The 20,400-nt window shown below is 46.7% G+C and carries 21 protein-coding genes and 1 pseudogene; 13 read left to right on the forward strand and 9 right to left on the reverse strand.

Annotated elements, in window-relative coordinates:
* Positions 1-464 precede the first annotated feature (464 nt).
* The 5 genes and pseudogenes from ACWYU8_RS20650 to hemC all read right to left on the reverse strand — a co-directional run.
* Positions 465-618, reverse strand: a pseudogene (locus ACWYU8_RS20650) (IS630 family transposase); the annotation flags it as partial.
* 175 nt (positions 619-793) lie between these two features.
* On the reverse strand, positions 794-1,975 hold the full coding sequence (locus tag ACWYU8_RS20655; protein ID WP_457521621.1) for a heme biosynthesis HemY N-terminal domain-containing protein: 1,182 nt from the start codon (positions 1,973-1,975) through the stop codon (positions 794-796).
* Complete coding sequence (locus ACWYU8_RS20660) at positions 1,975-3,189, reverse strand: uroporphyrinogen-III C-methyltransferase (protein WP_457521622.1); 1,215 nt, start codon at positions 3,187-3,189, stop codon at positions 1,975-1,977. Before ACWYU8_RS20660 ends, ACWYU8_RS20655 begins: the two co-directional genes overlap by 1 nt.
* Positions 3,190-3,206: 17 nt before the next feature.
* Positions 3,207-3,935, reverse strand: a complete 729-nt coding sequence (locus ACWYU8_RS20665) for a uroporphyrinogen-III synthase (RefSeq protein ID WP_457521623.1) — start codon at positions 3,933-3,935, stop codon at positions 3,207-3,209.
* A 2-nt stretch (positions 3,936-3,937) separates the two neighbouring features.
* Positions 3,938-4,876 carry a hydroxymethylbilane synthase gene (hemC, locus tag ACWYU8_RS20670; protein WP_457521624.1) on the reverse strand — a complete coding sequence of 313 codons (939 nt, stop codon included), beginning with the start codon at positions 4,874-4,876 and terminating at the stop codon, positions 3,938-3,940.
* 347 nt (positions 4,877-5,223) lie between these two features.
* Between hemC and ACWYU8_RS20675 the strand changes: the two genes are divergently transcribed.
* Positions 5,224-7,749 carry a class I adenylate cyclase gene (locus tag ACWYU8_RS20675; RefSeq protein WP_457521625.1) on the forward strand — a complete coding sequence of 842 codons (2,526 nt, stop codon included), beginning with the start codon at positions 5,224-5,226 and terminating at the stop codon, positions 7,747-7,749.
* Between the two features lie 73 nt (positions 7,750-7,822).
* On the opposite strand, the gene cyaY is transcribed toward ACWYU8_RS20675, so the two are convergent.
* A complete protein-coding gene (gene cyaY / locus ACWYU8_RS20680) occupies positions 7,823-8,137 on the reverse strand; it encodes an iron donor protein CyaY (protein WP_457521626.1) in 315 nt (104 codons plus the stop codon).
* A gap of 74 nt (positions 8,138-8,211) precedes the next feature.
* Here cyaY and lptM point away from each other — a divergent pair, with 74 nt between their 5' ends.
* The 6 genes from lptM to yigB all read left to right on the forward strand — a co-directional run bounded on the left by lptM (position 8,212) and on the right by yigB (position 12,833).
* Positions 8,212-8,328: an LPS translocon maturation chaperone LptM gene (lptM, locus tag ACWYU8_RS20685; RefSeq protein ID WP_457521627.1), complete on the forward strand. Its 117-nt coding sequence runs from the start codon at positions 8,212-8,214 to the stop codon at positions 8,326-8,328.
* A 61-nt stretch (positions 8,329-8,389) separates the two neighbouring features.
* Complete coding sequence (gene lysA / locus ACWYU8_RS20690; protein WP_457521628.1) at positions 8,390-9,643, forward strand: diaminopimelate decarboxylase; 1,254 nt, start codon at positions 8,390-8,392, stop codon at positions 9,641-9,643.
* A 10-nt stretch (positions 9,644-9,653) separates the two neighbouring features.
* Positions 9,654-10,484, forward strand: a complete 831-nt coding sequence (dapF, locus tag ACWYU8_RS20695; RefSeq protein WP_457521629.1) for a diaminopimelate epimerase — start codon at positions 9,654-9,656, stop codon at positions 10,482-10,484.
* A complete protein-coding gene (locus ACWYU8_RS20700) occupies positions 10,478-11,209 on the forward strand; it encodes a DUF484 family protein (protein WP_457521630.1) in 732 nt (243 codons plus the stop codon). The genes dapF and ACWYU8_RS20700 overlap by 7 nt, the downstream gene beginning before the upstream one ends.
* The gene (gene xerC, locus ACWYU8_RS20705; RefSeq protein WP_457521631.1) at positions 11,175-12,107 is read left to right on the forward strand and encodes a tyrosine recombinase XerC; all 933 of its coding nucleotides are present in this window, start codon (positions 11,175-11,177) and stop codon (positions 12,105-12,107) included. The genes ACWYU8_RS20700 and xerC overlap by 35 nt, the downstream gene beginning before the upstream one ends.
* A gap of 9 nt (positions 12,108-12,116) precedes the next feature.
* The gene (gene yigB / locus ACWYU8_RS20710; protein ID WP_457521632.1) at positions 12,117-12,833 is read left to right on the forward strand and encodes a 5-amino-6-(5-phospho-D-ribitylamino)uracil phosphatase YigB; all 717 of its coding nucleotides are present in this window, start codon (positions 12,117-12,119) and stop codon (positions 12,831-12,833) included.
* A 310-nt stretch (positions 12,834-13,143) separates the two neighbouring features.
* Here yigB and ACWYU8_RS20715 read toward each other — a convergent pair whose 3' ends face one another.
* Positions 13,144-13,740: a tRNA-uridine aminocarboxypropyltransferase gene (locus ACWYU8_RS20715; protein ID WP_457521633.1), complete on the reverse strand. Its 597-nt coding sequence runs from the start codon at positions 13,738-13,740 to the stop codon at positions 13,144-13,146.
* 124 nt (positions 13,741-13,864) lie between these two features.
* Here ACWYU8_RS20715 and ACWYU8_RS20720 point away from each other — a divergent pair, with 124 nt between their 5' ends.
* Complete coding sequence (locus ACWYU8_RS20720; RefSeq protein ID WP_457521634.1) at positions 13,865-14,344, forward strand: EVE domain-containing protein; 480 nt, start codon at positions 13,865-13,867, stop codon at positions 14,342-14,344.
* A 44-nt stretch (positions 14,345-14,388) separates the two neighbouring features.
* Here ACWYU8_RS20720 and ACWYU8_RS20725 read toward each other — a convergent pair whose 3' ends face one another.
* Together ACWYU8_RS20725 and ACWYU8_RS20730 are read right to left on the reverse strand one after the other, a co-directional pair.
* Positions 14,389-15,225, reverse strand: a complete 837-nt coding sequence (locus ACWYU8_RS20725; RefSeq protein ID WP_457521635.1) for a Cof-type HAD-IIB family hydrolase — start codon at positions 15,223-15,225, stop codon at positions 14,389-14,391.
* A 193-nt stretch (positions 15,226-15,418) separates the two neighbouring features.
* On the reverse strand, positions 15,419-16,420 hold the full coding sequence (locus ACWYU8_RS20730) for an alpha/beta fold hydrolase (protein WP_457521636.1): 1,002 nt from the start codon (positions 16,418-16,420) through the stop codon (positions 15,419-15,421).
* A 65-nt stretch (positions 16,421-16,485) separates the two neighbouring features.
* On the opposite strand from ACWYU8_RS20730, the gene rhtB reads away from it, so the two are divergent.
* The 5 genes from rhtB (at position 16,486) to ACWYU8_RS20755 (ending at position 20,351) form a co-directional block, all read left to right on the forward strand.
* Entirely contained in the window at positions 16,486-17,103 is a 618-nt protein-coding gene (gene rhtB / locus ACWYU8_RS20735) for a homoserine/homoserine lactone efflux protein (RefSeq protein WP_457521637.1), read from the forward strand.
* 27 nt (positions 17,104-17,130) lie between these two features.
* On the forward strand, positions 17,131-18,354 hold the full coding sequence (locus ACWYU8_RS20740; RefSeq protein ID WP_457521638.1) for an EAL and HDOD domain-containing protein: 1,224 nt from the start codon (positions 17,131-17,133) through the stop codon (positions 18,352-18,354).
* A gap of 102 nt (positions 18,355-18,456) precedes the next feature.
* Positions 18,457-18,792 carry a metalloregulator ArsR/SmtB family transcription factor gene (locus ACWYU8_RS20745; protein ID WP_014233324.1) on the forward strand — a complete coding sequence of 112 codons (336 nt, stop codon included), beginning with the start codon at positions 18,457-18,459 and terminating at the stop codon, positions 18,790-18,792.
* Between the two features lie 50 nt (positions 18,793-18,842).
* On the forward strand, positions 18,843-19,844 hold the full coding sequence (locus tag ACWYU8_RS20750; RefSeq protein WP_457521639.1) for an ArsJ-associated glyceraldehyde-3-phosphate dehydrogenase: 1,002 nt from the start codon (positions 18,843-18,845) through the stop codon (positions 19,842-19,844).
* A gap of 12 nt (positions 19,845-19,856) precedes the next feature.
* Positions 19,857-20,351, forward strand: coding sequence for a cyclin-dependent kinase inhibitor 3 family protein (locus ACWYU8_RS20755; protein ID WP_457521640.1), 495 nt, complete (start codon positions 19,857-19,859; stop codon positions 20,349-20,351).
* Positions 20,352-20,400 lie beyond the last annotated feature (49 nt).

Genomic DNA, 20,400 nt, shown 5'->3' on the forward strand with positions numbered 1-20,400 from the left:
CGGGGGTCGCGGGTTCGAGTCCCGTCCACTCCGCCACTTATTCGAGACCTCAGCAAAATGCTGAGGTCTTTTTGTTTGTGAAGAGTTAAGTTGGTCTTCGACCAATGAGTCCCGCTTGTTCGCAAGCCCGGCCGCTCCGCCACTTATTAAAAAGCCTAGTCTAAATGACTAGGCTTTTGTCGTTTATGGAACTTGGTTTCTAGTTTCCTTTTCTGGGAAATCGAGTATAGCTTGTGTGCGAGTTCAACTGTAAGCAACCCCAGCCGCTTCGTCATACTGATCTGAACAATCAATAGCTCAGGTCTATCTATCTTCGTGAACACATCTTGTTGCTGACTCTGGTAGGACACTCCAGAAGTTATTCCAAGCTCCATACCCTTTGGATGCGACGGCTTTATCAATCCGCAAGAGGCTGATTGTGATGTCTTTATTGACCCAAGGACAGCGATAGTAGCCTCATCAAGGCAGACTGAACCGAACAGATAGGCATACTCAAATTGCTCTTGCTTCCAGCTTTGGGTGCGTTCCTTGTTCAGCCCGTAAATGGGTTGTTATGTTTTGTTGCCCAAATCTGGCTTCATCCTGAAACCAGACATCGACACACTCTAGAGCCATATGGTCGAGCAGATAATCGATTGAGTCAGAGCCAATAATCTCATTTTCATCTGGATGGCTCTCTGCTGGCTTGTGAGATTTTTAAAGTCGATAAATAGCGAATCAGTTCTATTGTTTAATAGCAATAAAAAGGCCGACATGGGAATGTCGGCCTGTTAGGTATCAAATGTAGGTCTACTTAATCACTTTGAACAAGTGTTAGAGCTTTACGAGACACTTCATGCGCTGCTTTAGTCAGGTTTTGCTTCTCTAGTGTGTCGGCTAAGAAAGCGTAATCAGAGACGTCAGAGCGTAGTTTTAGAGCTGCCTCAAACTGCTGTTGAGACTCGTGCCACTTCTCCTGACGGAAGTAGAAATGCGCCAGAGCACTATGTGCTGCTGCGTTATCAGACTCTTTCTTTACTACGTCTTCGAGCAATACGACCACTGGATGGATATCTGGCACATTTAGCTCTGGCAGAAGTTGGTATAGCTCTGGTGCCGGAGTCTTATTCAATGCCTCTTTGAGTACGGTAAACGCCTCATTATCGGCTTTGCGGGCAATTAACTCACGAGCAAAACACGCGATCAAATGTGGGTCTTGTTTTACTTTACGAGCCAAACTGTTCCAGTGAGAAATAAGCCCTTCACTACCTTGCTGTTGAGCGACTTCATGCAGTAATCCGCCTTGAGCTGTTTTAATCAGCTCAATTTGTTCGTTTTCACTGACAAGTTTTTCTTTGTTGAGCTGAGGCACTAAGTCGATCAATGGTTGCCATAGCTTCAGCTGCATATAAGTGGTCTTGAGAAGATTCAGAACAATAGGATTATTGGCATACTGGCCTTTCAGCGCCGATAAGGTATCAAATGCGGCTTCAAACTCGTTGTCACGAATAAACTGTTTAGCGCGTGTCAGTTCAACGGCTAACTGAGAGTTCTCCTGCTGACTCGCCAGCTCTAGGTATTTGTCACGCTTTTCTTTATCACCCAGACCTTGAGCAGCTTCTGAAGCGACTAGGTAGCATAGAAGCGGCATGTCGTGATGATTAGCCCAGCGAGTCACTTTCTTCTCTGCACCTTTCCAGTCGCCCTCTAGCAACTTGATGATGCCTTCGTTGGTGTAACGACGAGAACGACGCATTTTACGCACACTGAAGTAGTTCAACGTACTTGAACTTGCGTAAACCAGCTTCTTGATTAGGTATTCTAAAATGAAGAGTCCAGCAAGGGCTGCGATTACAAAGATGACCAGTGTCGTTACACTCATCTCGATGGTTCTGTCTGCGATCGAGATCAGCACATAGCCCTGTTGGCCCGAGTATTGTGTTCCAACAAACAGACCTGCTCCTAAAATGGCAAATAGGAAAATAAGACGAAACATTACTTATCCCCCGAACCTGTCATAGTCGTCACTTCACGGCGTAGGCGCTCACGAATAACATCAGATAGCTGAGACTGAGTTTCCAGTTTAGCCGGGTATTCAACTTGGATGTTTTGCTCGCTTAACTGGCTCACGGTTTTATTGAATTCTTTTACCGAGTTATTGTCCTGGTTAAAGAACGCCAGAGCCCACTTATCTGCCGTTTTAAGAGAGGTTGTGTACACCTCGCCTTGCTCTTGATAAACCGCTTTGATTGCCGTTTCTAGCTTGGCTTTGATGTTCTCTTTAAGATAGAAATGCTGCTGAGGAGAAAGCAGTGGGATTACGTTGCCGTCGCGAGTACGGAAAGTGATAAAGTTTTCAGAGAAGTCCTTTAGCGACGTCATCAGGTTATCTTGCCAGTTAGAAATATCCTCAGATACTTCTTGTTCTGCAACAGCAGCTGCTTCTGGAAGAAGGGCGTTAGCTAATGGAAGTTTGTCGACTTGCTGTTGCAAGGCTGTCAGGCGTAGCACTAAACCGTCTCGATCAATTAAAGGCACGGTACGCAGCTTGGTGATGTCGTTGGCCATCGCTTTACGTAGTTTAACCAAGCTAGGATCATTCAGCGCGGCAATACGCTGGTCGGCACTTTCCATCAATTGAGTGGCACTTTCTACGTCGTGCTCAAGGAAAAGTTTACGGCCAGCCAGTTTGACTAAGTAATCTGCTTCTGCCAGTAGCCAGTCGTTTGGACGGCGACCTTTCACATCCGCCACCGCAAGTTGCAGGCTTTCGATACTCTTCTGCTGCTGACCAAGTACGACTTCTGCTTTGTGCGTAACCGTTGTCGCTTTTTCGATGGTTTCTTCTTTTACTTGGGCCAACTCTTGCTTCATTGAGGCTTGAGTTTGTTCTAGTTGGCTTTTCAGCTGGGCGATTTGCGCTTGATAATCGGTTTGTTGCTCATGAAGTTTATAAGCTAAACCGCCGCCAAAAATGATCGCGAGGATGATGGCTGTGGTGCCGAGTTTGACCCCACGCTTGCCTTGCTTCTCTTCGAATTCGGCTTTCTTTTCTTCCTTTGGCTTATCTGTGTCAGCAGGTTTGGATGATTCCTGTTTAGGCTCAGCGTCCTGTTGAGGGGCATCTTTTTCAGCTAGCGGTGCCGAAGATGGGGTTTCTTCGGCAAGGTTTTTATCGTTATTTTTTTGGTCGTTATTTTTACTTGTCATGCCTTTATCCTGTGTAGCTAGGGCTGGAGAGCAGCCAGTAATTCTTGGTTGGATGCGCTTCCTGTGCATCTCACCTGAGTGAACCCCTTTTGAATTGCGATGTCGGCGATACGCTGACTGGGGATGTACAACTCTAGTTGATTAAGCCAAGCTAATTGCTCTGATGTCAATTGGCTGCACAAATAATCAAGTTGTTCACCACTGGTGACGATGATTTGATTGATTTGTTGGGCTTTCCATAGTGAGACACAGCTTACTGGATCGAATGGGATGAATTCTCTCTTGTAAGTCTCACTATAGTGAACTTTTGCACCACGTCTCACCAATGCATCTTTAATGAGTTCCCTTCCACCGTTTCCTCGCAGAATAACAACGTTCTGTTGTTCTACATTTTCTAACACTGGAAGTTGCAATAAGTGTTCACTATCACTGACTTGAGGATAGTGTACTTTTTGTTGCGTGCATTTGCTTAAATAGTGTGCTGTTTTTTGACCAACGGCAAGGTAAATGGCGCGTTTAGGCCATGGTATACCGTTGTTTGATAAAATTTGCTGCGCACATTGTACCGCATGCTTGCTGACAGCAATGATGAAGTGAGCGTGATTAATATATTCGGAGAAGTGTGTATCCGAAAGATCGGCAACAATGTCGATCAATGGATGGTGGTATGCGGTAATGCCGTGCCTTTCGAGCAGAGAGCAAAGCTCGATGCCTTGCTCTCCCGGCCGAGTGACCAACACTGCCATGATTAGTCGTGGTCTGCGTACAGCTTAGTGAGAATATCGCGAGCGCCATTGTCCAGCAGTTCGTTTGCCAGTTTGATTCCGAGCGCTTCAACATCATTACGATGACCGCGTATTTCACCACGGATAATCTGGCTACCATCTGGCTCTCCGACCAAGGCGCGTAGCCAAACTTCGTCACCATCAAGTAGAGCATAACTGCCGATAGGTACCTGACAACCGCCTTCCAGAGTCAGGTTCATTGCACGCTCACAAAGTACGCGGTCTGCGGTATCTTTATGGTTTAACGGCTCGAGCAATTTATGTAGTCTTTCGTCGTCTAAGCGGCATTCAATGCCAACAGCACCTTGACCAACTGCAGGCAGTGATTGTTCAGGTTCAATAAAGCAGCGGATACGCTCTTCAAGTTCCAGACGTTTCAGGCCTGCGGCAGCAAGAATGATCGCGTCGTATTCGCCAGCATCCAGTTTACCAAGGCGAGTACCAACGTTGCCTCTTAGCTCTTTGATGATAAGGTCTGGACGGTATTCCTTCAGTTGGCATTGACGGCGAAGGCTACATGTTCCGACAACAGCACCTTGTGGTAACTCATCAATGTTGCTATAGGAATTAGAAACAAACGCGTCGCGTGGGTCTTCACGTTCGCAGATGGTGACTAGGCCAAGACCTTCAGGGAAATCGACAGGAACGTCTTTCATCGAATGCACAGCCAGATCCGCACGGCCTTCCAGCATCGCGACTTCCAGCTCTTTAACGAATAAGCCTTTACCGCCAACTTTGGCTAGTGGTGTATCCAGAATCACGTCACCTTTGGTCACCATGGTTACTAACTCGACTTCTAAACCCGGGTGAGTGGCCTGAAGGGCATCTTTGACAAAGTGGGCTTGCCACAAAGCAAGTGGGCTTTTTCGAGTTGCAATGCGAATTGGTGTGGATTGGGTCATGATCTTCTCAATGCTGTTTGGATTTGGCTTTATCCTACCATCCTCATTCAGAAATTCTTACTGTTAGTTGGCTATCTGGCGTCGCTATGAATGGAATTACATGATGTTATGAAAATAGTGTGACTAGATTCTCAATTAGACTAAGGACTATTATTAATTAGAGGCGATTACGAGCGACACTACCTCGTCTTCAATTTTGTGACTAGAGTATGGTTTTTTCCATGACACGATTTCGCGTGCGGGAACTTTACCACATCCAATAAAAGTGTTAAATTGATCACGTTTTTTGGCCTTTTTGGCTTAAAATATCATCAGGTATCTGTGACTGTTCAACCAAGGAATTACCCTTGCAGGCTTACACCAAAAAAATAATTCAGCGATTAGACACTTTGAATCAGCAGCGCGTTGATCGTGCTCTGGCACTTATGGATTCGCAAAGCCAGCAAGTTTTCCACTTGATTCCGGTCTTATTGAACTACAACCATCCCGTCATTCCAGGTTACTACGATGCCGATGTACCATTCGGTGTTTATGGTCTGGCGCCGAACGATGTTCAACAGCAATTCATCGACGATACTCAACTGACCATCAGCGAGCTGCTTGAAAATGCTGAGCAACCTGCGATTCTGGGTTTGTATACCATGGGCAGTACTTCATCGATTGGACAAAGTACATCGAGTGACTTAGACATTTGGGTGTGTATCTCTCCAGAGATGGGCAACGATGCGCGTGAGTTACTTACTAACAAATGCTTGCTGATTACGGACTGGGCTCAGAGTAAAGGTGTTGAAGCGAATTTCTTCCTTATGGATGAAGGGCGTTTCAGAAGTAACCATTCTGAAGAGATGACGGGCGATAACTGTGGTTCATCTCAGCACTTACTATTACTTGATGAATTCTATCGCAGCGCAGTACGTATCGCTGGGCAACGATTGTTGTGGCAAATTGTGCCACCTGAGATGGAAGAGTCTTACGACGAGTACGTTTCGCAACTTTGTCGCGATGGCTACATTGATTGTAAAGAGTGGATCGACTTTGGCAAACTGAACCGAATTCCAGCGGAAGAGTACTTTGGCTCGAATTTATGGCAGCTTTATAAAAGTATCGACTCACCGTACAAATCGGTATTAAAAGCCATTCTGCTTGAAGCTTACTCGTGGGAATACCCTCACACTCAACTGTTAAGTATCGATACCAAGCGTCGTTTCTTTGCTCATGAGCCTGATCTCTATGGCATGGACGCGTATTACTTGATGCTTGAAAAAGTAACCCGCTACCTAGAACGTATTCAAGATGACACACGACTCGATTTAGTGCGTCGTTGTTTTTATCTCAAAACCCATGAAAAGCTTTCTCGTCAGCCAGATGTCGGTTCTGTTGCATGGCGTCGTGAAGCTCTGGGTGACATGATTGCGAAATGGAACTGGGATGAAAGTGTCATCGTCGAGCTCGATAATCGTCGTAACTGGAAGGTCGAGCAGGTGAAAGTGGTGCATCATGCGCTGTTAGATGCGCTGATGCAGAGTTACCGTAACCTTATCCAATTTGCACGACGTAATGACATCACTTCGGCGATCAGTCCGCAAGACATCAGTATTCTGGCTCGTAAGCTTTATGCGGCTTTTGAGGTGCTTCCGGGTAAAGTGACGCTGCTGAATCCTCAAATTTCGCCCGATTTGCACGAACCGGATCTGAGCTTTATCGAAGTGAAAAGCGGTGGTGTGAACAAGTCGGGCTGGTATTTGTATAAGCAGCCGCTGGTAGCACACCGTATTCTCGGTCAGCCATACCTTGAACATCATGAGTATTTGAGCAAATTGGTGTCATGGGCATTTTTTAATGGTCTCATCACGGAATCAACCCGTTTGCATGCAGTAGTGCGTGAAGCGCAACTGGACATCGATAAGTTCTACCAAATGGTAAGCGACTTACGTAACACCTTTGCCTTGCGCAAACGCCGCCCGACGATGCAGGCGTTGGCAAGCCCATGTGAAATCAGTCAACTCGCCATGTTCATCAACTTTGAAAGCGACCCGACGGAAGAGTTATCTGGCCGTTCGCTGAAAGTAGATGTGAAGAATACCGATATATTCAGTTTTGGGCCTGAGCATAAAAACTTAGTTGGCAGTGTCGATTTGGTATACCGAAATTCCTGGCATGAAGTACGAACGTTACACTTTAAAGGTGAGACGGCGATGCTGGATGCGCTGAAAACCATTTTGGGCAAAATGCATCAGGATGCACTACCTCCAGAATCAGTCGATGTGTTCTGTTATGCGAAAAACATGCGCGGTGTGATGCGTAATAAAGTGTATCAACTGTTAGCGGAGTGTATCGACTTACGCTTGAAACCAGTGGAGCAGGAAAAACGTCGCCGCTTTAAAGCGATGCGTCTTGGCGCTCAAACTTATGGGTTGTTCTTCGAGCGTCGCGGCGTATCCGTGCAGAAACTAGAAAACTCCGTCGATTTTTATCGCAGTATTTCAACCAACAAGCTGAATGGCTCGCCGTTATTAATGCTCGATCGTGAGCAGGAATATCAAATGCCGGAAGCGGTTGATGGTTTCGCTAGTGAAGGTCTGGTGCAGTTTTTCTTCGAAGACAGTGAAAAGGGCTTTAACATCTACGTGTTAGATGAATCGAATCAGGTGGAAGTGTATCACCAGTTCAGTGGTTCTAAAGATGAGATGATTGCTTCGGTCAACAGTTTCTACACGTCGGTGAAAGATGATACCCGTGTGGCCTCGAAGTTCATTAACTTCAATCTGCCTCAGTACTATCAAATCATTCATCCTGAAGAGGGGAATGCGTACATTATCCCTTATCGTAACGACTGTCCTCCTCATCGTCCGAACAAAGCGGTGAATGGTTAGGAAGTAAAAAGAACACAAAAACAAAAAGAGCACTGCGGTGCTCTTTTTCTGTATTGGTAAGGACAAAGCCGGCTTACGCCCAGTCGATCTCTTCACCTGCGTGTTTTTCACACTCTTGTTTTACCATCTCAAACAGTTCCATGCCGGTTTTTGAGCAGGTCCATTTGTCTTCGATGAGCTTGAAGTGGAAACCACCAGATTTTGATGCCAACCAAATCTCATGCATCGGTTCCTGGCGGTTGATGATGATCTGGCTACGGTCTTCAAATTCTAATGTCATTACGTTGCCAGACACTTCGTAATCTATGTCTGCGCCTGAATCATCGATGGATTCTTCGATGATTTGTATCTGCTTATCCACCAGTTGATGAAATTCAGTATCGTTCATCCGTCTGTCCTATTGCTTTTCCTGAATGTGGTGCGATTATAGGGGGCATTGATTCAATAATCACGATATGCCAAATGAAAAAATTAGTTACTGTGTTGTTTGTGATGGCTGCCGCGACGTTGGCAGGGTGTGGGCAGTCTGGCCCACTGTACGTTCCAGATGACACGCAACAAAACGAGCAATCACAATAAATGTCCGCACCTTAGGGTGAAATTAGGGTTCAGCAGTCGAATAAAATAAGGGAAGCGAATTTTGGATTACTTTAACTATCAGGATGATGGCCAACTTTGGGCCGAAGACGTCTCACTTCAAACTCTGGCAGAGCAATATGGCACTCCTCTTTATGTCTACTCTCGCGCCACGCTAGAGCGACACTGGAAGGCGTTTGATAGTGCAGTGGGTCAGCATCCACATCTGGTTTGTTATGCAGTAAAAGCAAACTCCAACTTAGGTGTACTTAACACACTGGCTCGTTTGGGCTCAGGTTTTGATATCGTTTCTGGTGGAGAACTGGAACGCGTTATTGCTGCAGGTGGTGATGCGAAGAAAGTGGTATTTTCCGGTGTAGGTAAAACCGCCGCAGAAATGAAGCGCGCACTAGAGCTAGGCATCAAGTGCTTTAACGTTGAATCTGAGCCAGAACTTGAGCGTCTGAACAAAGTAGCGGGTGAACTGGGCGTGATTGCTCCGATTTCGCTACGTATCAACCCAGATGTTGACGCGAAAACGCACCCTTATATTTCGACTGGTCTACGTGACAACAAATTCGGTATCGCTTTCGATCGTGCGCCTCAGGTGTATAAGTTTGCACAAAGCTTGCCGAACTTGAAGGTACAAGGTATCGACTGTCATATCGGTTCGCAGCTGACAGATATTGATCCGTTTATCGACGCGACTGATCGTTTGCTGACACTGATTGATGATTTGAAAGCGCAAGGCATCGATATTCGCCACCTGGATGTAGGTGGTGGTCTGGGCGTGGTATATCGTGATGAGTTGCCGCCTCAGCCATCTGATTATGCAAAAGCGCTGTTGGGCCGTCTGGAAAATCATAAAGAGCTGGAGCTGATTTTTGAGCCTGGTCGTGCGATTGCTGCGAATGCGGGTATCTTGCTGACTCGTGTTGAATTTTTAAAACACACCGAGCACAAAAACTTCGCCATCATTGATGCTGCGATGAATGACCTGATGCGTCCTGCGCTTTATCAGGCATGGCAGGAGATCGTGCCAGTTTCTCCTCGCGAAGGCGAAGCGCAAACTTACGATTTGGTAGGTCCAATTTGTGAAACAGGCGACTTCCTGGGTAAAGATCGTGCATTGGTATTAGAAGAAGGTGATCTACTCGCGGTTCGTTCAGCAGGTGCCTATGGTTTTGTTATGTCTTCGAACTACAATACTCGTACCCGAGCGGCGGAAGTGATGGTTGACGGTAAACAAAGCCATCTTGTACGCCAGCGTGAGGAGCTGACCAGTTTGTGGCAGCTGGAACAGATTCTACCGGAGTAAGATACAACAAATGCATTTCCATTTTTCCAAAATGCACGGGTTGGGCAATGACTTTATGGTCGTAGACTGCATCACCCAAAACGTGTTTTTCTCGCAAGAGTTGATCCGCCGCTTGGCGGATCGTCATACTGGTGTTGGTTTTGACCAGTTATTGGTGGTTGAAGCGCCTTACGACCCGGAAACTGACTTCCACTACCGCATTTTTAATGCTGATGGTAGTGAAGTCGAGCAGTGCGGTAATGGCGCGCGTTGTTTTGCGCGTTTTGTTCGTCTCAAAGGTTTGACCAACAAATACAGCATCAGCGTTAGCACCAAGAAAGGAAAAATGATCCTCAACGTCGAAGACGATGATGAGGTGACGGTCAATATGGGCGTGCCTGAATTTGAACCGAATAAGATTCCTTTCAAAGCGAAACAAAAAGAGAAAACCTACATCATGCGTGCTGGGGATAGTACTCTGTTTTGTGGCGCGGTTAGCATGGGCAACCCGCATGTCGTTACTGTGGTAGATGATGTAGATACTGCAGACGTTGAGACGTTAGGGCCGCTGCTTGAATCGCACGAGCGTTTTCCGGAACGTGTCAACGCAGGCTTTATGCAGGTGGTTGATCGTAATCACATCCGTCTGCGTGTGTATGAGCGCGGTGCGGGAGAAACACAAGCTTGTGGTAGTGGTGCCTGTGGCGCGGTTGCAGTTGGTATCCTGCAAGGATTGTTAGACGAGAATGTCAAAGTATCACTGCCTGGTGGTGAGCTGAATATTTCTTGGCAGGGACCGGGCAAGCCGCTGTATATGACCGGCCCAACCACTCATGTATTTGATGGGCAACTGTCGTGCTAGTAGAGAAGAAAGGAAAGTGTTTGTCCGCGGTTGAGCCCGATGAGCTAACGGCTGAAGTGGTCGCTGAATATCTGAAAGATCACCCGGATTTTTTTGTTCAGCGTCCAGAACTCGTTGACCGTATGTCATTTCCGCATGCGGATTTAGGGGTTGTCTCATTGGTCCACATTCAGATGAACCGTCAGCGTCAGCGTATTGAAGAGCTCGAAGAAGAGATCACAACGCTGATGTCACTGGCGGCGAATAACGATCGAACCTTCTACGAGTTTATGGAGTTGCAGGAGCAGATCCTCAAATGTTCCGACTTCAAACAGGTGATCAATGCCATTGAGCAGAAAGGTCAGGATTTGGGCCTGCGTGCGTACGTGAGATTGTTTAGTCAGTGTGATGCCTCGGTTCAACTGAGCAAAGAAAATTACCAGCGCTTTGCGACTACGCACCTCAATGGCAAAGATGCCTATTTGGGTCGATTACGTAAGGTTGATCGTGAAACTTTGTTTGGCAATCTGGATATGCCAGAAATGGGTTCTTACGTGGTGTTGCCGTTGGTAAAGAAGCAGACGCTTGGCGTAATGGCTTTTTCGAGCCAGGATGGTGGTCATTTTCAACCAGATATGGATACCTTGTTTTTGCGTCATCTATCCTTAGTAGTGGCACATCTTGCTCAAACATTGGTATGGCAACATTACGATGACGACAATTCCAAACACTCCTCTGCCAAATAGTTTGCAAAAGCCTCTTCTGCGCTTCTATGAATTTCTGCGAAGTGAAAAGGGGCTAAGTTTGCACACGCAGCGCAATTACAAACAGCAACTGGAAACCATGGCGCACCACCTAGACGAAATGGGGCTGAAAGACTGGTCTCAGGTCGATGCGGGCTGGGTAAGACAGTTAGCGGGTAAAGGCATGCGTGAAGGGATGAAAGCCAGTAGTCTTGCAACTCGTCTGTCTTCACTACGCAGTTTCTTCGATTTTCTTATCCTGCGTGGCGAAATGTCGGCGAATCCGGCTAAAGGTGTTTCCGCACCGCGTAAGCAGCGTCCATTGCCAAAGAACCTCGACGTTGATGAAGTTAATCAGTTATTGGAAGTGAATGAAGATGACCCGTTATCAGTACGAGATCGTGCGATGATGGAGTTGATGTACGGCGCGGGGTTACGCTTGGCTGAGTTGGTCAGTGTGGATGTGCGTGACGTGCATCTGCGCAGCGGCGAACTGCGTGTCATTGGTAAAGGGGACAAAGAGCGCAAAGTTCCGTTTTCTGGTATGGCGACAGAGTGGGTCGGCAAATGGCTCAAAGTGCGGGGCAGTCTTGCGGCGCCGGGTGAGCCCGCATTGTTTGTCTCTAAGCTCGGCACTCGTATCTCTCATCGCAGCGTGCAAAAGCGTATGGCTGAATGGGGGCAGAAGCAGTCAGTAGCGAGCCACATCAGTCCACATAAATTGCGTCACTCGTTTGCAACCCATATGCTGGAATCGAGTAATAACTTACGTGCGGTACAAGAGCTGTTAGGTCACGAAAATATTTCGACCACCCAGATCTATACCCATTTGGATTTCCAACACCTGGCACAAGCCTATGATCAGGCGCACCCACGTGCACGCAAAAAGAACGAAGACTGAGAAAATGACATGAGATTTTACCGCCGTATCGCACCAATCAAAGCAATGACGTTTGATCTTGATGACACCCTCTACGACAACTATCCGATAATAACTCGTATGGAGCGTGAACTGTTGTCTTGGTTAGCGCAAACGCATCCGGCGGTCGCACACATGGATAAGCTGGATTGGCTTAACGTGAAAAGGCGTGTTTTGCAGCAAGATCCGGAGCTGAAAAGTGATGTAACTCTTTGTCGTTTGGTTCAGCTTACACGAGGTTTTCTCGACGTCGGCTATGATGACAAGCAGGCGCAATCTGCAGCAGAAGAGGGTTTGCAGGTGGCTTTGGATTGGCGTAGCCGTTTTGAAGTACCACAACAAAGCCTTGATGTGTTGACTCAATTAGGCGAGCAAATTCCGTTGGTGGCGATAACCAATGGTAACGTTGATTTAGATAAAGTTGGTCTGACACCATACTTCCAAAGTGTACTGAAAGCGGGACCTGATGGTTTAGCAAAGCCAGCTGGCGATATGTTTGTGAAAGCGCAGCAAATCCTGGATTTACCAGCAGAGAATATTTTGCATGTTGGTGACCACATCGTGACAGACATTCATGGTGCGAAACTGGCTGGGTTTGCCGCATGCTGGTTCAACGATGTGAACAAAAATATCGTTCAGCATCCAAGGGCTCGCACTTTACCAGATATGGAAATTCACAATTTGCAGCCGCTGCTGACACTTATTTAGTTCGACGGAAGTTACAACACGCATTGTTGTTTCACGTGAAACACGTGTAAAAAGCGTAGCTCAGGCTGTAATACCGTTCACTTAATAGTCATCGGAATATTCTAGTCTACCGTCATCCTGAACAGCGACGAAGGAGCGTGATTCAGGATCTTCTATCCGAGCACTTTGTTGTCAAAGATATTTCTCTATATTCTCAGCACGCTGATATTAGATTCCTAGTCTCGCTAAGGCTCGCTGGAATGACCCTATAAGAATCGTTAAGTATCTGGCATTAAGCTAAATTCGCGCTTTCTAATCTCACTGCTCAATATTATTGCTTCAGTGCATGTCCACTTTTCTCTGCCTGAAAGACAGCAAGATAGTGAGTGAAGAAATTCTGCATCTGCTGCTGGTTATCTTCTTCGCCTAACTGTCCCAGTAACTGCGCAGCGATTTCAAAAGTGCATAAGTTGCCTTGCTGCTGATTACGGCGCAGCTGATAATCCGAGTCTCCCTGTGTGGATAGCCCCATCATTGGAACGCCCTCCAGCCAACGGCTTTTATTGAGCATCTTACGCGCCTCTTGCCAGGTGGCATCCAAAATAATAAACAACGGTTTTTTACTTTGTTGCTGACTTTGCTCCACGACTTGGTCTAATGTCAGGCTCTCTTCACTCGGAAACAGCAACACTGGATAGAGACTTGCGTCTTCAAGGCGAATCATCAACGCTTGTGGTGGCTGTTTTCGATCCCACACGGCTTGTTCCACATTCAGCTGGCATTGCAGCAGTAGTTTACCTGTGTTGGTATCTCGCGAGAGTTCATTCGGGTGCATCAATAGCATCAACGCATGCTCACTGGCGAGTTTAGGTAACAGTGGGCAAATGCAGTTGAAGCGAAAACCGCAGTTTGGGCATGGCTGCGACATTACAAACGGACTCCTTCGCGAATAGGACTGATGCCATCTGAGAGCAAACGGACGTCTGGGTTTTTCAAAGCCTTCATGGTATATCTTCCTCAGTATTGTTACTCAATTGGCATCGGATGGCATTATGGCATATTGGTTATTTAAAACAGAACCAGATACCTTTTCTATTGACACGCTCAGAACCCAAAAGGTTTCATGTTGGGAGGGCGTCCGTAATTATCAAGCGCGCAACATGATGCGTGATCAGGTGAAGTTGGGGGATTTAGTCCTGATTTACCATTCGTCGTGTAAAAATGTTGGGGTGGCAGGAATTGCCAAAGTGGTACGTGAAGCGTATCCGGACCATTTCCAATTCGATGCCGAAAGCGATGATTACGACCCGAAATCAGACCCGGAGAATCCTCGCTGGGTCATGGTCGATGTTGAATTCGTACGTAAAACAGAGCGTGTGATTCCGTTATCAGTATTGAAGGCGATGCCGGAGCTGGAGAACATGGCTTTGGTAAAACGCGGAAATCGCTTATCGATTATGCCGGTGACAGAGGAAGAGTGGGAAGCGATCCTTGGTCGGGAGAATTTACCCAGCCATCGCTCAACCAGATAAGATAAAAAAGGGCTGCATCATGCAGCCCTTCGCGTTTTCTTCGATTATTGCACGTCTAATAACAGATGCTTTTGCAGGTAACGCGCTACTGCATCTTCGGCGTTACTGCCAATGACTTCATTGTTTGGCAGTGCTTTCATCACTTTTTCGTGTGCAGTTCCCATTACCAAACCTTTACCTGCCATAGATAACATTTCTACGTCGTTCATGCCGTCACCAAATGCAAGGCAGTTTTCCAGTTTCAGGTCGAGTGATTCCGCGATAGCTTCCAGGGCATGACCTTTAGACACTTCTCCGTTCATCACTTCTAAGCACCAAGGTGTTGAGAAAGCGATGTTCAACTTGTTCCCAAACTGCTCACGCAATTTATTTTCAAACACGACCAGACGCTCATGATCTTTTCCTGCATGGGTAAAGAAGATTTTAGCGATACCGTCTGTTGGGACATGGTCTTGATCGAATAATTTATAGCTAAACTCTTCATGGAACTCACGCAACGTTTCGTCATCTTTATTCATTAACCAGTTATCATTTTGATACATGTGGATAAGTAGTTCATGATCGTCTTTGATCGTGTCGATCACGCTTTGAACTAACTCTTCCGGTATGTTCTCGCTGTACATCAGGTTATCGTTTTGATCGTGTACACGTGCGCCATTCGAGGTGATCATGTAAGCCGGAATCCCTACTTGAGCACGAATACCTGCGACATCAACGTGGTGACGACCTGTTGCAAAGACAAAGGTGTAGCCCATTTCATGCAGCGTTCTTAGTGTCATCTTTGAGTAAGCGCTGAGCTGATGATTTGGCGCGAGTAAGGTGCCATCCAGATCTGAGGCAACGATTTTAGTGATCTCTTTGCAAGGTAGCGATGTGCTCATGAAGTCCTCGTAAACGGTTTGGATAGGGTGACATAAGTTAAGTGCAAACGGAGTACAGCAGATTGACTAGATCATACTGCTCCGAATGCGGGGGAACTGTGAAGCAGTGTACGTCAAAATAAGGATGAAAAAGAGGGTAAATCGCTTCACAGGCATTTCCTCTTTAAATCCTTTATGGTCGATGATCGCTATTCTATTGATTTGAAGCCGATTTAGGGGCGTTCATAAAGCGGAAGATCGCATCCAGAGCCTGATTTCGGTACTTATCGGCTTCGAACAAAATTTCATGATGAGCCCCTTCTATTGATAACAGCTCCGCATTTGGATTGGTCTTGCTCAGCTTATCGATAAAACGTTTCTGGGCGAGATTACTGACTATCCGGTCTTTTTCGGCCTGAATGAGTAATACTGGAATTTTGACCTGACGTGTCAATAAGAAGCACTGCTTAGCCGCCATGAGTCCTTGCCATACCCAACGCGTACTTGGCCCACCGACTTGCAGCTCCGGCATGTCTGAGTAGAGGCTACGGAACCAATGATAGCGATCATAGCTCTGGCTGAGCAGATTATTTTCAAACGGTTTGGGAAAGTAAGGCTGATGACCCGGAGCGTAGCGTGGTAATGGCGATACAGCGGATAAAATTTGTGTTACCGGGAGCGCAATGGGTGACAAGTACCACGGCAGGTTAATTCCGAACATTGGCGCACTTAATATCAGACCCGTGAAATGATGTTTTGCGTGAGTTTGCAGATAACGTGTAGCGATGGCACCTCCCATCGAATGTGCAACGATAAAGCATTGCTGATAGTGGCTGAGATCGTGCTTTTTGATCACCACATCCATATCTTCGATATAGTCTGCAAAGTCGTAGACGTGACCCATGTCTGAGTCCGACAGCAGGCGCTCTGATAAGCCTTGCCCACGGTGGTCAAATGAATAGACATCATACCCCTGGCGGTAGAAGTCATAGAACAACTCTTGATACTTCCAGGAAGATTCGATACGTCCGTTGACAACCAGCACCGCTTTTTTGTGTTCAGGATTGGTGAGCTTGCACCAGTAGATTTTCTTTTTTTCTGTCCCTTTCACAAAGCCTTCTTGACGACTTTGCCAGAGTTCAGCGATCGGACCACCTATTGCTTGCTCAAATAAGTTCTCTTGAGTATAAGTCGTAGGTGAATGGTGAGTAGCCATTGGTCGATTACCTGAAAATACATTGTAGACGCAATGTATCATCAAAGAATTAGTGAGGAAATGCAATGGATACCCATGTTTGGTTGGCCTATTTGGTTACTGCAATCGTTTTTAGTCTTGCTCCGGGCTCAGGCACCGTCAATTCGATCAGTAATGGATTGAGTTACGGCACGCGTAAGTCACTTGGAGCGATTATGGGCTTGCAAATTGGATTAGCCATTCATATTGCGATGGTTGGTGCGGGTATTGGTGCGCTGGTGGCACAATCGGCGACAGCGTTTACCATCATTAAATGGGTGGGGGCAGCTTATCTTGTCTGGCTTGGTTTTCAGAAGTGGCGTGATACCTCTGGTTTGGTGGCTGCAGAGAGTCAAAAAGAGATGTCTGCAACAGCGCTGATGTACAAAGCGATCCTCATTAATCTTACCAACCCAAAATCGATTGTTTTTCTGGTGGCGCTGTTTCCGCAGTTTATTGATCCGGCCAGAGACCAGCTGACTCAGTTACTGGTTCTCGGTGTGACGACGGTTGCGGTGGACTCCTGTGTGATGCTTGGCTACACATCACTGGCATCAAAGATGGGCCGTTTTATTCGTTCAGATAAAATTATGGCCAACATAAACAAAGTCTTTGGTTCCATGTTTATGGGATGTGGTGCACTATTGGCGGCAGCAAAATCATAAGTCGCTAATAATAGGTCGCTTTTTAGTATGAATACCACGTATGTCGCTCGCCAGCCGATCTTTAATCGTAAAAGACAAACGCTGGGTTATGAGCTGTTGTTTCGGGATGGGGAGAGTAATGTTTACCCTGCCCATATGGATGCAGACCGGGCGACATACCGCTTGATTGTCGAAAACTTTTTATCTGTTGGCATCAATCCAGTGATCGCATCGTCGCGATGCTTCATTAACTTTCCTCATCAGAGTTTGCTGCGCCGTTTGCCGCGAAGTTTACCGAAACATAAAATCGTCGTCGAAGTGCTAGAAACGTGTCAGCCTACTGATGAGTTGCTAGAGGCTATTCGAGAGTTACATCGCGATGGCTACCTGATCGCGCTGGACGATTTTATATCAACGCCAGAGTGGCGACGTTTCTTACCCTACGTACATATTGTGAAACTCGATATAATGGCGATGGGTTTGGAGACGGCTTGCGAGTTGGTCAAAACACAGCTTGAAAAACGGGTCAAATACCATTTTCTTGCTGAGCGTGTGGAGACTGAAGAGGAATTTAATCAGGCAAAAGCGGCGGGTTTTAAGTTCTTTCAGGGATATTTCTTTAGTAAGCCTCTGATTTCTAAAACGCGTTATGTGAGCCCGGAACAAGTCGTGGCTTTGCAGCTATTTCGTGAAGTGTGTGTGCCTGAACCTGATTTCCAGCGTATCGAAACCATCATTACTCAAGATGTCGCGTTGTCTTATAAGCTGCTACGTTTCGTCAATATGCAAGCGACCAAGCTGGAAGTGGAGATCCGTTCGTTTCGTCAGGCATTGATTTACCTGGGGCAGGATAATCTAAAGCAGTTCGTCTCACTTGTCGTGGCGTCTTATATCTCGACTAACAAACCACGTGAACTGTTTAACCTCTCACTTCAACGAGCTCAATTTTGTCAGTTGATGTCTCGTCACCAGCCATTCTCTCATTTGAACGAGCAAGGTTTTATGGTCGGCTTGTTGTCGATTCTAGATGCCATTCTCGATCTGTCGACTGAGTCATTAATCAAGCAATTACCGCTCAGTGAGCCTGTTCAACAAGCGTTGCTGCATCGAAAAGGGGAATATGGTGCGCTTATTTCTCTGGAAGAATGCTACGAGCGTGCTGACTGGCCCGGCGTGGAAAAATTTTCTAATCAGTTGGGCCTTTGTTTCGAGCAAGTACAGGCCTCTTTGGGTGAAGCGGTTCGTTGGAGCCAAAGCGTCGCTAACGCCTAGCTTTTCCATTATTAAACTTTTGTGACGTTAAGTGCTGAGTGCTTGACGCTGTCGTGGTTTTAAATAAACATATACGCATATCCATATATAGGTATGTTTACTATGCTTCCACATCAGTTTTTCAAACTTTTATCTGACGAGACTCGCGTGCGTTGTTTAATGCTGGTGGCTCGTGAAGGAGAAGTTTGTGTGGGCGATTTAGCGTTTGCACTTCAAGAGAGCCAACCGAAAGTTTCTCGTCATCTTGCCCAGTTACGATCCAATGGCATCTTAGTTGATAAGCGCCAGGGACAATGGGTGTTTTACCAGTTGTCACAAGAGTTGCCAGGTTGGATGAGAAAAGTGATTAACGATTTAGTGGCATCGAACTGTTTGAAGCAAGAGTACCAGCAAGATATTTCGCGCCTGCACGATAAAAATCGTGAGGCCTGCTGCTAACAGCACACAACGGATAAATATTTCAACGCAGAAGATTTGAAGGGAAAATTATGACGATTAAAGTAGGAATTAACGGTTTTGGCCGAATTGGCCGTTTGGCATTGCGTGCGGCGTTTGACTGGCCTGAATTGGAATTTGTTCAGATTAATGATGTTGCTGGTGATGCGGCAACGCTAGGGCATTTGCTGGAGTTCGATTCAGTTCAGGGGCGTTGGCACCATGAAGTTCAGGTCGAAGGCAATGAACTCATTATTGATGGTAAACGTATTGCGACCACCCAGCATCGAGACATTGACGCAGTGAACTGGTCTGGCTGTGATGTTGTGATCGAAGCGACAGGTGTACATCGTAAAACGTCGTACTTAGATCAGTACCTTGACCAAGGCGTTAAGCGAGTTGTTGTGAGTGCGCCAGTAAAAGAAGAAGGCATTGCCAACATCGTTGTGGGTGTGAACGACCATATCTTCGACCCTGAAAAACACCGTATTGTGACTGCAGCATCGTGTACCACCAACTGTATCGCACCTGTGGTGAAAGTGATTCATGAAAAGCTTGGTATCGAGCAGTCTTCTTTCACCACTATTCACGATTTAACCAACACGCAAACTATTCTGGATGCGCCACATAAAGACCTGCGTCGTGCCCGTGCTTGTGGCATGAGCCTTATCCCAACCACAACAGGCAGTGCGACTGCGATTGTGGAAATTTTCCCTGACCTGAAAGGCAAAATTAACGGCCACGCCGTACGCGTTCCTTTAGCGAATGCATCTCTGACTGACATCATCTTCGATGTTAAGCGTGATACCACAGCAGAAGAAGTGAATGCATTACTGAAAGAAGCGTCTGAAGGTGAACTGAAAGGCATTCTTGGTTTTGAAGAGCGCCCATTGGTATCGATTGATTACAAAGGCGACCAACGCTCTACCATTGTCGACGCCCAATCAACCATGGTTGTGGGTTCACGTATGGTGAAGATTTACGCGTGGTACGACAATGAAATGGGTTACGCAACACGTACCGCAGAGTTAGTACGTAATGTTGGTCTGGCATAAAGAGGTTTGAACATGTCTCATCCTACATGGCAATTAGAGTTAGAGTCGGGCGCATTGGTATTAACACCTTGTCCGGGAACGAAAGATGTTGCGCTACAAGCATCACTTGAGCAGTTGAAAGAGCAGGGCGTTCAGGCCGTGGTGACTGCATTGGATAATAAAGAGCTGGCGGCCAAAAACGTCGCCGAACTGGGTGCAATCACTCAACAGTTGGGAATGAAATGGTTCCAGATCGAGATTGAAGACGACTGCGCGCCTGACACTGAATTCATGACGAAATGGCAGCTGGCAAGTCCAGAACTGCATGCGATTCTTGCCGAGGGCGGTAAGGTTGCGATGCACTGTATGGGCGGCTCCGGCCGGACTGGTCTTTTGGCTGCGCACTTGTTGCTTGAGAAAGAGTGGGCACTCGACGATATCGTGCGTGAAGTGCAGGCATTGCGTCCTGGCGCATTTACTAAACCGGTGCAAGTTGAGTACATCGAGCGTGTTGCTCAAGGGGACTGATCAGCTTATAGAGCTTTTGGAATATCATGATCCAAAAGCTCTTGTTTAG

The organism is Vibrio limimangrovi (genome assembly GCF_054064025.1).